Raw genomic sequence first — 13,156 nt, 5'->3', positions numbered from 1 at the left:
CTCAGAGATCCCCCATGACCGACTGGCGGAAGCCGTAGATCTTCCGCCCGCCAAGGATCGGCACCAGCGCCACCTCGCGGGTCTGGCCGGGCTCGAAGCGCACGGCGGTGCCGGCGGCGATGTCGAGGCGCCAGCCGCGCGTCGCCTGGCGGTCGAAGGCCAGGGCCGGGTTGGTCTCGAAGAAATGGTAGTGGCTGCCGACCTGCACCGGCCGGTCGCCGGTGTTGGCCACCTCCAGGGTGATGCGCGGCGCGCCGGCGTTGAGCTCGATCTCGCCCTCGGCGGCGATGACTTCGCCCGGAACAAGAGCGGGGGGGATCATCCCGCCACCGCCAGGACAAGGCCGCCGGCCGCCGTCGCGACGCCAAGCATCTGGGCGATCCGCGGCCGGGTCTTCAGCGCGCCGCCCGCCAGAAGACCGACGGCGTGCAGCGCCGCCGTGCTGAGCAGGAAGCCGACCGGGAAGCCGTAGCCCCCGCCCGGCGCCTCCATGCCATGAGCATAACCGTGCGCCAGGCCGAAGGCGATGATGAGCAACAGCCCGACCGCGCCCGGCATCCTGGCGCTGGTCGCCATCAGCCCGCCCAGCACGATGACCGAGGCCAGGATCGCCGGCTCGACCCCGGCGCCAGGCGCCAGCTGTCCAAGCCCGAACCCGGCCAGCATGGCGCTAAGAAAGCCGGCCGGCCAGGCCCACCGCGCCGGCCCGCCGCGCATCGCCGCCAGCACGCCCACGGCCAACATGGCCAGCAGGTGGTCGATGCCGGTGAGCGGGTGGCCGATCCCGGCGGCCAGGCTGACGCCGTCATGGCCGGGATGGGCCAGCACTGGCGTGGCCGCGAGGCCGACGACAACGATCAGGGCGGGCAGGCGAAGCTGGCGCATGGCGGGCCTCTCAGCGAATGGGGTGATGGACGGTGACCAGCTTGGTCCCGTCGGGAAAGGTGGCCTCGACCTGGACGTCGTGGATCATCTCGGCGATGCCGCTCATCACCTGGTCGCGGGTGATGACATGGGCGCCGGCCTCCATCAGGTCGGCGACGGTGCGGCCATCGCGGGCCCCCTCGACGACGAAGTCGCAGATCAGGGCGATGGCCTCGGGGTGGTTGAGCTTGACGCCGCGCTCCAGTCGCCGACGGGCGACCATGGCCGCCGTGGCGATCAGCAGCTTGTCCTTTTCGCGGGGGGTCAGGTTCATCAGAGAGTCCAGACGGCGGGCGGGCTGGCGCCCAGGGCGATGAGGGCGGGGATCAGGGCGCGGCGCAGGGTCAGGCCGTCCCGTGCGGCAAGGCGGGCCACCAGCTTGCCGTCAAAGGCGCTGGCCCCGCCGAGGGGGCCGATGGCGGTGCGGGCCGCGTCCAGGCAGGCATCGGCGTCGGGGCTGACCAGCAGCAGGGTGGCGAAGGCGCCGGCGCCGCCCAGCAGGGCGCTCTGATGGGTCAGGTGCGGGATGTCGCCGTCCAGCCGCAGATCATCGGCTAAGACCAGCCGGCCCTCGCGCCGAATGCGCCAGCGGTCATGGAAGGCGCCCCGCGCGAAGGTCTCGCCCATGGCGTGACGGCCCAGGATCACCGCCTCGCAAAGCAGCAGCGCGGCGTCCTCGGCCAGATCGGCGGTGATGGTCCGCGACAGGGCCGAGCCGTCGAACAGGATGGTTTCCTGCGGCAGCCAGTCGAGCCGCGCCCCGGCCTCCAGGGTCAGCCGCGCCTCGACCCGGGCGGTGTCGCCGCTGGCCCGGTAGACCCGCTCGCAAGCTTGGGTGGTCAGGACCGCGTGGGCGCCGGCCCCGACCTCGACGGTCCAGGCAAAGCGGTCGCCGCCCGTCATACCGCCGGCCGAGTTGATCATCACCGCCTCGAGCGAGGCGCCCCGGGCCCGTGGCAGCCGCAGCTTGGCGGAGCCTTCCTGGTACAGGCCACGCAGCCGCGTGCGCCCGTCCTCGGCGCGCACGGCCAGCCGGCCGCAGCCGAAGGCGCGCTGGGCCGGGGCGGTTTCGGCCGGGGGAAGGACGGGGACGTCGAACGCCATCCCGCCAGCATCGGGCGCGGACCGCCAGCCTCAAGCGCGGCCGGCGGTCCGAGGACGGAATACAGTCCGGCGCCTAAAAAACAGGCGCCCTACTTCTTCTCGGCGGGGGGCGGCGTTTCGGGCGTCGCCGGGGTGGCTTCAGGCGTGGCGGAGGCCGGTTCAACCGCTGGCGCGCTGTCGGCCTTGGCCTCGGCGACGGCCTTCTCGGCGGCGGTGGTGTCGGTGGCGGAGGCGGCCGGGGCGGGTTCGCCCCTGTCGCCGGGCGGCTTGAGGCGATCACAGGCGCCGGCGGCCAGCAACAGGGCGGCGCAGGCGGCGGTCAGGCCGAGGCGCGGAAGGGTGGGGGTCATGGACGGGGTCCTTATGGGGTCGCGTTGATGGCCTCGGGGCGCAGCCTATCGGGGGCCGCCGGGCTTGTCACCAGAGGCGGCCCGGCGCCTACTGCCGGAAAACAGATCAGGGAGAACGGCCATGAAGGTGACGCCGCACGCGGACGGTTTCGGCGCCCGCATCGAAGGCATTGATCTCTCACGCCCTCTCGACGCCGGAACCATGGCCGCCGTCCGGGACGCCTGGACCGCCCATTCGGTGATCTATTTCCCGGACCAGCCGATGGAGCTCGACGCGCTCGAGGCCTTCACCCTGCAGCTGGGGCCCTTCGGCGAGGATCCCTTCATCAAGCCGATGCCGGGTCGTCCCAATGTGCTGGAGTTGCGCCGCGAGCCGGACGAGACGGCGACCAATTTCGGGGCCGGCTGGCATTCCGACTGGAGCTTCCAACCCGCGCCCCCGGCCGGCACCATCCTGCATGCCCAGGTCGTGCCGCCGGTCGGCGGCGACACCCTCTACGCCGACTGCTACCGGGCCTGGGACAGTCTGTCGGGCGCCATGCAGGCCATGCTGCTGCCCCTGCGCGCCGTGCACAGCGCCCGCCAGGCCTATGGTCCCTCCGGCGTCTTCGCCAAGGAAACCGCCAGGCGGACCATGCAGATCGTGGTCAGCGAGGAGGCCGAGAAGACCGTCGCCCACCCGCTGGTCGTCACTCACCCGGTCAGTGGCCGCAAGGCGCTGTTCTGCAGCCCGGTCTACACCGTCGGCATCGAGGGCATGACGCGCCCGGAAGGCATGGCCATCCTGCGCTTCCTGTTCGAGCACATCACCCAGGACGACTTCATCTACCGTCACCGCTGGGCAGCCGACATGCTGACCCTGTGGGACAACCGCTGCACCCTGCACTACGCCGACGGCGGCTATGACGGCCACCTGCGGGTGATGCACCGGACGACCGTGGCCGGGGCGCCGCCGAAGGCCTGAGACGCCAGCCTCGACACCCCCTTTGGGGTGAAGCCATTTGCCTTGACCCGTCACCGCCCTAACTCCAAGGTCAGGTCGGGATAACATCGTGATTTGGCGCGAAGGGGCGCTGTCTTGGTCATCAGAGTCTCAAGAGCCCTCGCCCCGGCCCTGCTGGCGCTGCCGCTTGCCCTGGGAGCCGTCTCGACGGCCGGCGCGCAGGATTTCGAGGCGGTCATGGCCGCGCCCGACGACGTCGAGCTGAACCTTGCCTACGCCCGCGACCAGGCCGCCCAGGGCCGCCTGTCGGAAGCCGCCTCGACTCTGGAACGGGTGCTGATCCAGGAGCCCAACCGCCATGGCGACCGGCTGTTCTACGCCGTTCTGCTGTTCCGGCTGGGCGACTACAACGGCGCCAAGGTCGAGCTGGACCGGCTGAAGGGGGCCAACCTCTCGCCGCTGCAACGGGCCGAGGCCGACCGCTACCTGGACCGGGTCAGGGACAAGACCGCCGACTCCGCCGTGTCCGGCCGGGTGACCGCCGGCGTGGTCTACGAGGACGACGCGGCCGGCGCCTATTTCACCGCCTTCGACATCTTCGGCGCTCCGCCGGCCGAGCAGGGGACCTCCAGCGAGCTGTCCCTCAGCATCAAGGGCCGGGCTGATCTCGGCGCCAGCAAGGCCTGGGAGATCTACGGCGCCGGCCTGGCCTACGACCGTTCGGAACTGTCGGGCGCGGCGGTCGACTTCCAGCGCTTCGAGGGCGAAGGCGGCCTCGGCCATCGCTCGCGTCTGACCTCCCTGCGTGTCGGCCTGCTGGCCCGGCAGGTGCGGCTGGAGGGCGATCCTCAACTGACCGAGCTCGGCCTCCGCGCGGCCTTCAGCTGGCGGCTGACCAACCGCACCACGCTCGGCCTGCGGGCCGAGGCGGTCGACCAGAACTATGACGAGCCGGCCATCGACGCGGTCTCCGCCCTGATCGGCGGCGACCGCGACGGCGAGCGCTACAGCCTCGACCTTTCGTTGGCGCACAAGCTGGCCTCGCGCACGACCCTGACCGGCGGCCTCGGCTATGAGGTCAAGACCGCCTCCTACGACCCCTTCGGCTATTCGGGACCGCGCGTCTCGGTCGGCCTCGACCAGCGCTTCAAGCGCGGGGTCTACGTCCTGGCCAACGGCTCGGCCCGCTGGCTGGAGTATGACGAGGCCGACCCCTTCTTCCTGCTCGGCGAGACCCGCGAGGACACCCGGCTGAACGCCCGCCTGGCTATCGGGGCGCCGCTCAGCGCCTTCGCCGGCAAGGGCGCGACCGGCGACCGGCGCGAGGACATCACCCTGGAAGGGGCACTGACCTGGGCCAGCCGCGAAAGCGGCTTTCCCCTGGCCGACTACGAGGGCTGGGGCGCGGAACTGCGCCTCATCTGGCGCTTCGGCGCCCGCAACTAGAGGCTTCGAGGACCTATCCGATGAAGACGCTCAAGGTTCTTTCCCTCGCCGCCGCCGGCTGGCTGGCCCTGTCGGCGGCGGCGACCGCCCAGGAGCAGGTCGGCGTCAACGCCGCCGTCCGCAATCAGGTGCAGCAGAAGTCCGGCGCCGCCCCGCTGCGCCCCGCCGTGGTCCGCGCGCCGGTCAAGCTGGGCGACCAATACGTCACCGGCCCGGCCAGCCAGGTGCAGGTGCTGCTGCGCGACCGCTCGACCTTCACCGTCGGGGCCAACGCCCGGATGACCGTCGATCGCTTCGTCGCCGCCGCCCCGAACAGTCCCGGGGGCATGAGCGCCAGCGTCGCCAGGGGCGCCTTCCGCTTCGCCTCCGGCAAGACCTCGCGCGGCCCCTCGCGCCAGGCCATCACCACCCCGGTGGCCTCGATCGGCGTGCGCGGCACCATCGTCGAGGGTCTGGTCGGCCCCGAGGCCCTCGCCCTGCTGCAACAGCAGCCCGGTGTGCCGCCGTTCACCGGCGATCCGGAGACCATGCTGCTGGTCGTGCTGCGCGGCCCGGCCGGCTCGGCCGACAGCTTCGACACCCCCGGCGCCATCGATGTCGAGCGCGGCGGTCAGATCATCAGCCTGGACCGTCCCGGTCTGTCCCTGATCGTCACCGACGCCGGGGCGTTCGGCCCGTTCGAACTGACCGACGAAGTCTCGGCCCAGCTGGTCGGCCTGCTGCTGCCGCCGCCCAGCTCGCCGGACGACAGCGGCGGGGGCGGCGAAACCGAACCGGCCTATGTCGCCTCGGGCGACGCGGCCGATGCGCCGGACGCCTTGCCGCCGCCCGACGCCGGCGACAACTTCGAACCGACGCCGGACGTGCGCGACGGGGCCAACACCGACGGCGACTTCCCGCTGTTCCCGCCGGTCGACCCGAACCCCTAGAACAGCCAGCCGCCTTCGACGCCGGTGCTCACCTCCGGCGGCGGGATGAAGGCCGGCGCGTCCATCGGCGCGCCGTCGCCCTTGGGCGCGGGGATGATGCCGCCTGCGACATCCGCCACGGTGACGAAGATGGTCTGGCGGTCCTCGCTGAAGCCGTCGCTGACGATGACCTCCACCGCATAGACGTTGTCGCCGTCGGCGTCGGCGGGGGCCTCGAAGTCGGGGCCGAAATTGAAGGTCAGATCACCCGTTGAGGAGTCGATCTGGAACAGGGGGGCGTCGGCTCCATCGCCGATGCTGAAGCTCAGCACCGCGTTGATGTCGGTATCGACGGCGTTGATGGTCGCGACAAAGCTCTGGTTCTCGTCGACGGTGATGAAGGCCTCGTCGCCGCCGCCGCCGAAGGTGATCTCCGGCACGTCGTTTCCGACCGGCAGCAGGACGTCCGCGAACTGCAGGAACTCGATGTTGAACAGATGATCGGTGAAGCCGCCGGGACCGGTGACGAAGATGTCGTTGTGGGTCCCGAAGGCCAGGGTGTAGGCCGACAGGGGGTTGCCGTAGACGACTGTGTCGATGTCCTCGAGCCGGTCGCCACCGCCGTCGATGATGTCGGTGTCGCCGTCGCCGCCCTGGATGACGTCGTCGCCCTCCTGGCCGAACATCTTGTCGTCGCCGACGCCGCCGTCCAGTTCGTCGTTGCCGGAGAAACCGTTGATGGTGTCGTCGCCGCTGAAGCCCGACAGCGCGTCCGGGCCGGGCGTGCCGTTGAGGACATTGGCGTTGAACACCATGCGGACGCTGGCGCGGGCTTCCTGGGCCAGCAGGTCGGTGAGGGTAATGGTCAGGCTGTGGTTGGCGACCGTGTCGTCGGCCTGGGACTCGAAGCCCAGCGCCTCGACCACCGCCTCGATGGCCTGGCGCGTGGCGTTGGCGTTGAAGACGATGTTCAGGTCGTTGCCGGCGCCGCCCGTTCCCGTGCCGATGACAACGCCCTCGTAGGAAACCGTGATGCTGGGCCCGAGGGTCGCCCCGACCTGGCCGGCCCCCGAGCCGACGTTGATCACCGACACCCGGTCGACGCCGGTCAGCCCGTTGACCCTTAAGGTCGCGCCGTTGAAGTCGGTCTCGCTGGTGGTGAAGGTGACGTCGGGATCGATGCGGACGCGGGGGGCCGCTTCGTTGGTGGTGACGATCCCGATCAGGCCGGTGAGGCTCGGGCCGGGCGGCTCGGCCGGATCGTTCTGCACCTGAACGGTGATCTGCTGCTCTCTGAAATGGGTTCCGTCGGAGGCGCGGACGGTGACCTCGTAGCGGTTGTCGCCGTCAGCGTCCTGCGGGCCATCGAAGTCCGGCGGGGTGGCGAAGGTCAGATCGCCGGTAGCCGGGTCGATGTTGAACAGTACGCCATCGACGCCGCCGACGATGCTGTAGGTGACGGTCTGTCCCTCGGGGTCATCGGCCAGGACGTTGGTGACGTAGGTCAGGTTCTCGGTCACGTCGATGGTGGCGGTCGGCCCACCCCCGTCGGAGAAAATGTTGGGCGCCTCGTCCTGGTTGGTCACCGTGATGGTGAGCAATTGCGTATCGGTCAGGCCGCCGTCGCTGACCTGGACGACAACCTGGTAGACGCCGTCGAGGTCGGAGTCGGTCGGGTTTTCGAAGTCCGGCGAGTTGATGAAGCCCAGCTCGCCGGTTGTGGGACTCAGGAAGAAAAGCGCGGCGTCGGCCCCGCCGATGATGCTCCAGGTGGCGGGAGAGGCGGCGTCCGGATCGGCGCGGGTCAGGCTGGCGACCAGGGGCGGATTGAAGTTCTCGGCGATGCTGTAGCTGGCCGTCGGCCCGGCGCCGCCGGAGGTGATGGCCGGCGCCTCGTTGACGTTGGTCACCGTCACCGCGAGGGCCTGGGTGTCGACGTTGGCCCCGTCGGAGACCTGGACGATGACGTTGTAGATGTTGTCGCCGCCGGAATCGGTGGGGACCTCGAAGTCCCGCCCGCTGACGAAGCTGAGCTGGCCCGTGGTCGGGTTGATGTTGAACAGGCCGGCGTCGACGCCGCCGGCGAGGCTGTAGGTCAGACCGGCGGGCGGGGTATCGGCGTCGGTGGCCGTGACGATGTCGACCGCCGCCGCGTTCTCGGGGACGCTGATGTTGGCGGTCGGGCCGCCGCCCCGGGAGGTGATGACCGGCGCGGCGCTGCCTTCGGCCAGGTTTGTGACGATGACGGTGATGGTCTGCACATCGGTCAGGACGCCGTCGCTGGCTCGGACGATGACGATGTAGCGGTTGTCGCCGTTGCTGTCGGCCGGGGCCTCGAAGTCTGGGTTGGCCACGAAGCTGAGGTCGCCGGTCGCGGCGTTGATGCTGAAGCGGGCCGCGTCGACGCCGCCGGTGATCATGTAGCTGAGCGTGGCCCCGGCGTCCTGATCGGCGGCGACGACGGTGGTGACCAGCAGCGGGCCGTTCTCCGGCCGGGTGATGGAGGCGGCGCTGCCGCCGCCGTTCGAGGTGATCACCGGGGCGTCATTGCGGTTGGTGATCGTGACCTTGATGTCCTGGGTATCGACGTTGACCCCGTCGCTGGCCTGGACGGTGACGTTGTAGACATTGTCGCCGTTGCTGTCGGTCGGGGCCTCGAAGTCCCGGCCGCTGACAAACGCCAGGGCGCCGGTGGCGGCGTTGATGGTGAACAGGGACTGGTCGGTCCCGCCGACGATGCTGAAGGTCAGCGGCGTGGCGACGCCGTCCGGATCGGTGGCGGTGACAGTGGTCACGGCCGTGGTGTTCTCGACCACGTTGCGGCTGGCCGCGGCGCCGCCGCCGTTGCTGATGATGACCGGGGCTTCGTTCTGGTTGGTGACCGTGACGTTGATGGTCTGGGTGTCGGTCAGGGCGCCGTCGCTGGCCTGGACGATGACGCTGTAGACGTTGTCGCCGTCGCTGTCGGCCGGGGCCTCGAAGTTGGGGTTGGCGGCCAGCTGGATGACGCCCGCCCCGTTGATCACGAAGCGGGCGGCGTCCGGGCCGCCGATGATGCTGTAGGTGATGCTCGCCCCGGCGTCGGGATCCACCGCCGTGATGGTGTTTGGCCCGAGGGTGTTTTCCAGGATGGTGTAGCCGCCGACCGCGCCGCCGCCGTTGCTGGTGATGACCGGCGCTTCGTTCTGGTTGCTCACCGTTACGGTGATGGTCTGGCTGTCGCTGAACACGCCGTTCGAGGCCTGCACGACGACCTGGTAGCTGTTGTCGGCGCCGTTGTCGGCCGGGGCCTCGAAATCGGGCGGCGCGATGAAGCTGAGGACGCCGGTGGTGCTGTCGAGCGTGAACAGCGCCTGGTCCGGGCCGCCGATGATGCTGTAGCCGAGGGTTCCGCCGCCGGGGTCATTGGCGGTGACGGTGGTGACGGCGGTGCTGTTTTCCGTCCGGCCAAGGCTGGCGGTGGCGCCGCCGCCGTCGGAGATGATGCCGGGCGCCTCGGCGACGTCCGTGACCGTCACGGCGATGGCCTGGGTGTCCAGGTTGGCTCCGTCCGAGACCTGGACAACCACCTCATAGAGGTTGCCGCCGCCCGCTGCGGACGGGATCTCGAAGTCGGGCGGGGAGATGAAGCTCAGGACGCCGGTGGTGGCGCCAATCGTGAACAGCGCCTGGTCGGCGCCGCCGGCCAGGCTGAAGGTCAGGGTCGTCCCGGCGTCGGGATCGGCGGCGGTGACGGTGGTGACCGCCGTGCTGTTCTCGGCCAGGCTGGCGGTGGCGTTGGCCCCGCCGCCGCCGGAGGTGATGGCCACAGGTTCGTTGGTGTTGGTCACCGTAACGGCGATGGCCTGGGTGGCCGTGCTTGTCCCATCGGAGACCTGGACGACGACGTCATAGACGTTGTTGGTCCCGGCGTCGGTCGGCGCCTCGAAATTCCGTGTGCTGACGAAGGCCAGGACGCCGGTGGTGGGATCGATGACGAACTGGGCCTGGTCGATGCCGCCGACGATGCTGAAGGACAGGCCGGCGCCGGCGTCCGGATCGCTGGCGGTGACCGTGGTGACGCCGAGCAGGTTCTCCGGCGTGCTCGCCGTGGCGTTCGGACCGCCACCGCCGGAGGTGATGACAGGCGCCTCGTTGCTGTCGAGGATAGTCAGCCGGATGGTCTGGGTGTCGCTCAGCGCCCCGTCGGAGGCGCGGACGACGACCTCATAGACGTTGTCGCCATTGGCGTCGGCCGGCGTCTCGAAGTCGCGAGCGGCGTTGAGCTGCAGGAGGCCGGTGCTGGTGTTGATCGTGAAGAAGCCGGCGTCGGCCCCGCCAAGGATGCTGTAGGTCGGAGTCGTGCCGTCCGGATCGGTGGCGCTGACCGTGGTCGGGCCCAGCGTGCCTTCGAAGATCGCGTAGGCGCCGATCGCGCCGCCGCCGAGTGAGTTGATCACCGGGGCGCTGGCCCCCGGGGCGGTGACCCGGACGTTGAGGGTCTGGACGTCGGTGCGGGCCCCGTCGCTGACGCGGATCTGCACCTGGTAGATGTTGTTGCTGCCGGTATCGAGCGGGTTCGCGACGTTCGGCGGGGCGGCGAAGTTCAACGCGCCGGTCGTGGAATCTATGACGAAGAAGCCCTGGTCGGCGCCGCCGATGATCGACCAGGTCAGCGTCGCGCCCGCGTCCGGGTCGACGGCGGCGTTGGCGATGGGACCCGTCGCGCCGCTGACGACGTCATAGGCCGCCGAAGTCCCGCCGCCGCCGGAGGTGATCACCGGCGACTCGTTGGCGTTGGTGAGGGTGACGGTGAGGGCCTGGGTGTCCGTCAGGATTCCGTCGCTGGCCTGGACGGTGACCTGGTAGGCGTTGTCGCCGTTGGCGTCGCCGGGGGTCTCGAAGTCCGGCGCATTGGCGAAGCGCAGCACGCCGGTGGCGGCGTCGATCAGGAAGAAGCCCGCATCGGCGCCGCCGACGATGGACCAGGTCGGGGCCGTGCCGTCGGGGTCGGTGGCGAGGTTGGTGGTGACGGTGGTCAGATTCTCGGCCAGCGAGCGGGTCGCCGTGGCGCCGCCGCCGTTGCTGGTGATGACCGGGGCCTCGGCGAGGTTGGTCACCATGACGGCGATGGCCTGGGTGTCGGACAGGGCGCCGTCGCTGGCCCGGACGATGACGTCATAGACGTTGTCGGCCCCGACATCGGTCGGGGCCTCGAAGTTGGGGGCGGCCTTGAATTCGAGCAGGCCGGTCGCGGCGTTGATCTTGAACCGGGCGGCGTCCGCCCCGCCGGCGATGCTGTAGGTGATGCTGGCGCCGCTATCGATATCGACGGCGGTGATGACGGCGACGCTGGTTCCGCCCTCGACGCGGCTGGCGACCGCCGTCGCGCCGCCGCCGCCCGAGACGATGCTGGGGGCGTCATTGGTCCCGGTGATGGTGACGGTGACGGTCACCGGGCTGGTCAGCCGGGCGATGTTGGCGGCGCCGTAGAGGACATAGGCCGCGCCGGCGTCGGTTCGGCCGCTGGGGTCGGCATTGGGCGAGCCGATGATCAGGTCGTCGATGCCGTCGTTGTTGAGGTCGCCCGCCGCCGACACCGTCTGGCCGCTGAAGCCGCCGGTCGTGCCGCCGCCGACGGCGAAGCCGGTCAGGCCGTCGAGCAGGGACAGATCGACGCCGGCATAGCCGCCGGCGCGGCCGAACAGGACGTAGCTCTGGCCGGCGTCCGTGCTGCCCTGCGGATCGGCGTACAGGGCGCCGATCAGCAGGTCGTCGATGCCGTCGGCGTTGACGTCGCCGGCCGCGCTGACCGTGTGGCCGGTCAGGTCGCCCGCCGCCCCGCCGCTGATCACGAAGCCGGTTGCGCCGGAAAGGCTGGACAGGTTGACCGAGGCGCCGAAGCCGCCGCCCCGCCCATAGAGGATGTAGACCTCGCCGGCGTTGCCGCGCCCCGACGGGTCGCCGTAGAGGGCGCCGACGGCGATGTCGTCGATGCCGTCGTTGTTGAGGTCGCCGGCCCTGGCCACCGACCAGCCGGCGAAGTCACCCGCGTCGATGCCGTTGAGGACGAAGCCGTTGGTCCCGTTGAGGCTGGAGAGGTCGACATTGGCCGCAAAGCCGCCCGTGCGGCCGAACAGGACATAGGCCTCGCCGGCCCCCGCCCGCCCGCCGGGATCGCCGCCGGCCGCTCCGATGATGAGGTCGGCCAGGCCGTCGTTGTTGAGGTCGCCGGCCGAGGCTGCCGACAGGCCGCTCTGGTCGGCGGCGTCGATGCCGGAGATCGAGAAGCCGTTGGCCCCGTTCAGGCTGGCGACATCGACGGCGGCGCTGAACGGCCCGGTGTGGCCGAACAGGACGTAGGACTTGCCGGCCCCCGACTGGCCGGCCGGGTCGGCGTCGCGGGCCCCGACGATGAGATCGGCCCGGCCGTCGCCGTTGACGTCGCCGGCCGCCGAGACCGAGAAGCCGAGGCTGTCCGTCGCCGCCCCGCCCCGGATGACGAAGCCGTTGGTTCCGTTGAGGGCATTGACGTCGATGCCGCCGGCAAAGCCGCCGCTCGCCTGGCCGAAGATGACGTAGGCCGCGCCGACGTCGAGGCCGGCCGGACCATTGGCCTTGGGGGCGCCGACGATGAAATCGGCGCGGCCGTCGCCGTTGATGTCGCCGGCCGCCGAGACGCTGGTCCCCAGGAAGTCGAGGCTGGCGAAGCCGCGAACCCCGAAGCCCTGGGCGGGGGTCAGGGCGGCGAGGTCGATGCCGGTGTAGCCGCCCGTCCGGCCATAGAGGACGTAGGCGGTCCCGGCGCTGGTCCGGCCCGCCGGGTCGGCCTGCAGGGCCCCGACCAGCACATCGTCGACGCCGTCGGAATTGACGTCGCCGATGCCGGCCACGGCGTAGCCGGCCAGGTCCCCGGCCGCCGCCCCGGTGATGGTGAAGCCCTTGGCGGCGGTCAGGGCGCCGGCGCTGATGAAGCCGTCCGGGGCGACGGCCGAGCCGCCGCCGTCGGTGGCGACATAGGTGAAGGTCTCGGTGGCGGTCTGGCCGGCGGCCAGGTTCTGGTAGGCGCCGCCGACCAGGAAGCTCAGCGCGCCGCCGGCCCCCACGACGATCTGCGCGCCCGAGGGCAGGGTGATGACCGACCCCGGCGTGACGCTGGCGCCGTTGATCTGGACGATGCCGACCACGCCGGTGTCGTTGGACAGCACCGGCAGCACGACCGTCCCGCCGTCCTCGGCGATCGTGCCGCTGTCGCTGGTTCCGGAGACCACCCGCGGGGCGGCCAGCGGGTCGCCGCCGACCGGCGCCAAGGCGGCAAGAGGCGTGTCGCTGGTGCTCTTTTTGACGGCCACGATCTGATCCCCTCAATCCCCGACCGGCTCCGCCGACCAGCCCCAATCACCGCGAACGGTGTTCGATAGGTACGTACAGTTCCCGTGTTTGGTTTTGGCGTCAATTTGGCGACGTCAGGTCTGGGGCCGCGAACCTGGGCATTCTCAGGT

9 protein-coding genes are annotated in these 13,156 nt (G+C 70.7%); 3 read left to right on the top strand and 6 right to left on the bottom strand.

Going from position 1 to position 13,156, the window contains the following annotated elements:
- Position 1: 1 nt before the first annotated feature.
- From O5I81_RS18620 to O5I81_RS18600, 5 genes are all read right to left on the bottom strand, one after another.
- Entirely contained in the window at positions 2–322 is a 321-nt protein-coding gene (locus O5I81_RS18620; protein ID WP_280924385.1) for an urease subunit beta, read from the bottom strand.
- On the bottom strand, positions 319–885 hold the full coding sequence (locus tag O5I81_RS18615) for a HupE/UreJ family protein (protein WP_271066358.1): 567 nt from the start codon (positions 883–885) through the stop codon (positions 319–321). Before O5I81_RS18615 ends, O5I81_RS18620 begins: the two co-directional genes overlap by 4 nt.
- 10 nt (positions 886–895) lie before the next feature.
- The gene (locus O5I81_RS18610; RefSeq protein ID WP_271066357.1) at positions 896–1,198 is read right to left on the bottom strand and encodes an urease subunit gamma; all 303 of its coding nucleotides are present in this window, start codon (positions 1,196–1,198) and stop codon (positions 896–898) included.
- Complete coding sequence (locus O5I81_RS18605) at positions 1,198–2,028, bottom strand: urease accessory protein UreD (protein ID WP_271066356.1); 831 nt, start codon at positions 2,026–2,028, stop codon at positions 1,198–1,200. The genes O5I81_RS18610 and O5I81_RS18605 overlap by 1 nt, the downstream gene beginning before the upstream one ends.
- Positions 2,029–2,117: 89 nt before the next feature.
- Positions 2,118–2,378 (bottom strand): hypothetical protein, encoded by a 261-nt coding sequence (locus tag O5I81_RS18600; protein ID WP_271066355.1) that lies wholly within the window; start codon positions 2,376–2,378, stop codon positions 2,118–2,120.
- Between the two features lie 121 nt (positions 2,379–2,499).
- Here O5I81_RS18600 and O5I81_RS18595 point away from each other — a divergent pair, with 121 nt between their 5' ends.
- From O5I81_RS18595 to O5I81_RS18585, 3 genes are all read left to right on the top strand, one after another.
- Positions 2,500–3,342: a TauD/TfdA family dioxygenase gene (locus O5I81_RS18595; RefSeq protein ID WP_271066354.1), complete on the top strand. Its 843-nt coding sequence runs from the start codon at positions 2,500–2,502 to the stop codon at positions 3,340–3,342.
- Between the two features lie 114 nt (positions 3,343–3,456).
- The gene (locus O5I81_RS18590; RefSeq protein WP_271066353.1) at positions 3,457–4,767 is read left to right on the top strand and encodes a tetratricopeptide repeat protein; all 1,311 of its coding nucleotides are present in this window, start codon (positions 3,457–3,459) and stop codon (positions 4,765–4,767) included.
- A 20-nt stretch (positions 4,768–4,787) separates the two neighbouring features.
- Entirely contained in the window at positions 4,788–5,696 is a 909-nt protein-coding gene (locus tag O5I81_RS18585; RefSeq protein WP_271066352.1) for a FecR family protein, read from the top strand.
- Here O5I81_RS18585 and O5I81_RS18580 read toward each other — a convergent pair.
- Entirely contained in the window at positions 5,693–13,006 is a 7,314-nt protein-coding gene (locus tag O5I81_RS18580) for a cadherin domain-containing protein (RefSeq protein WP_271066351.1), read from the bottom strand. The two genes, O5I81_RS18585 and O5I81_RS18580, sit on opposite strands and share 4 nt — an antisense overlap.
- Positions 13,007–13,156 lie beyond the last annotated feature (150 nt).

It is taken from the genome of Caulobacter sp. NIBR1757 (assembly GCF_027912495.1).
Taxonomy (GTDB): Bacteria; Pseudomonadota; Alphaproteobacteria; order Caulobacterales; family Caulobacteraceae; genus Caulobacter.
Note: the sequence above shows the minus strand (reverse complement) of the source record. Positions and strands in the feature narration are given on the sequence as shown.

Coding starts and splice junctions, on each gene's coding strand:
- O5I81_RS18610 (WP_271066357.1), bottom strand. CDS start 1,198: ATGAACCTGACCCCCCGCGAAAAGGACAAGCTGCTGATCGCCACGGCG.
- O5I81_RS18595 (WP_271066354.1), top strand. CDS start 2,500: ATGAAGGTGACGCCGCACGCGGACGGTTTCGGCGCCCGCATCGAAGGC.
- O5I81_RS18615 (WP_271066358.1), bottom strand. CDS start 885: ATGCGCCAGCTTCGCCTGCCCGCCCTGATCGTTGTCGTCGGCCTCGCG.
- O5I81_RS18585 (WP_271066352.1), top strand. CDS start 4,788: ATGAAGACGCTCAAGGTTCTTTCCCTCGCCGCCGCCGGCTGGCTGGCC.
- O5I81_RS18605 (WP_271066356.1), bottom strand. CDS start 2,028: ATGGCGTTCGACGTCCCCGTCCTTCCCCCGGCCGAAACCGCCCCGGCC.
- O5I81_RS18600 (WP_271066355.1), bottom strand. CDS start 2,378: ATGACCCCCACCCTTCCGCGCCTCGGCCTGACCGCCGCCTGCGCCGCC.
- O5I81_RS18620 (WP_280924385.1), bottom strand. CDS start 322: ATGATCCCCCCCGCTCTTGTTCCGGGCGAAGTCATCGCCGCCGAGGGC.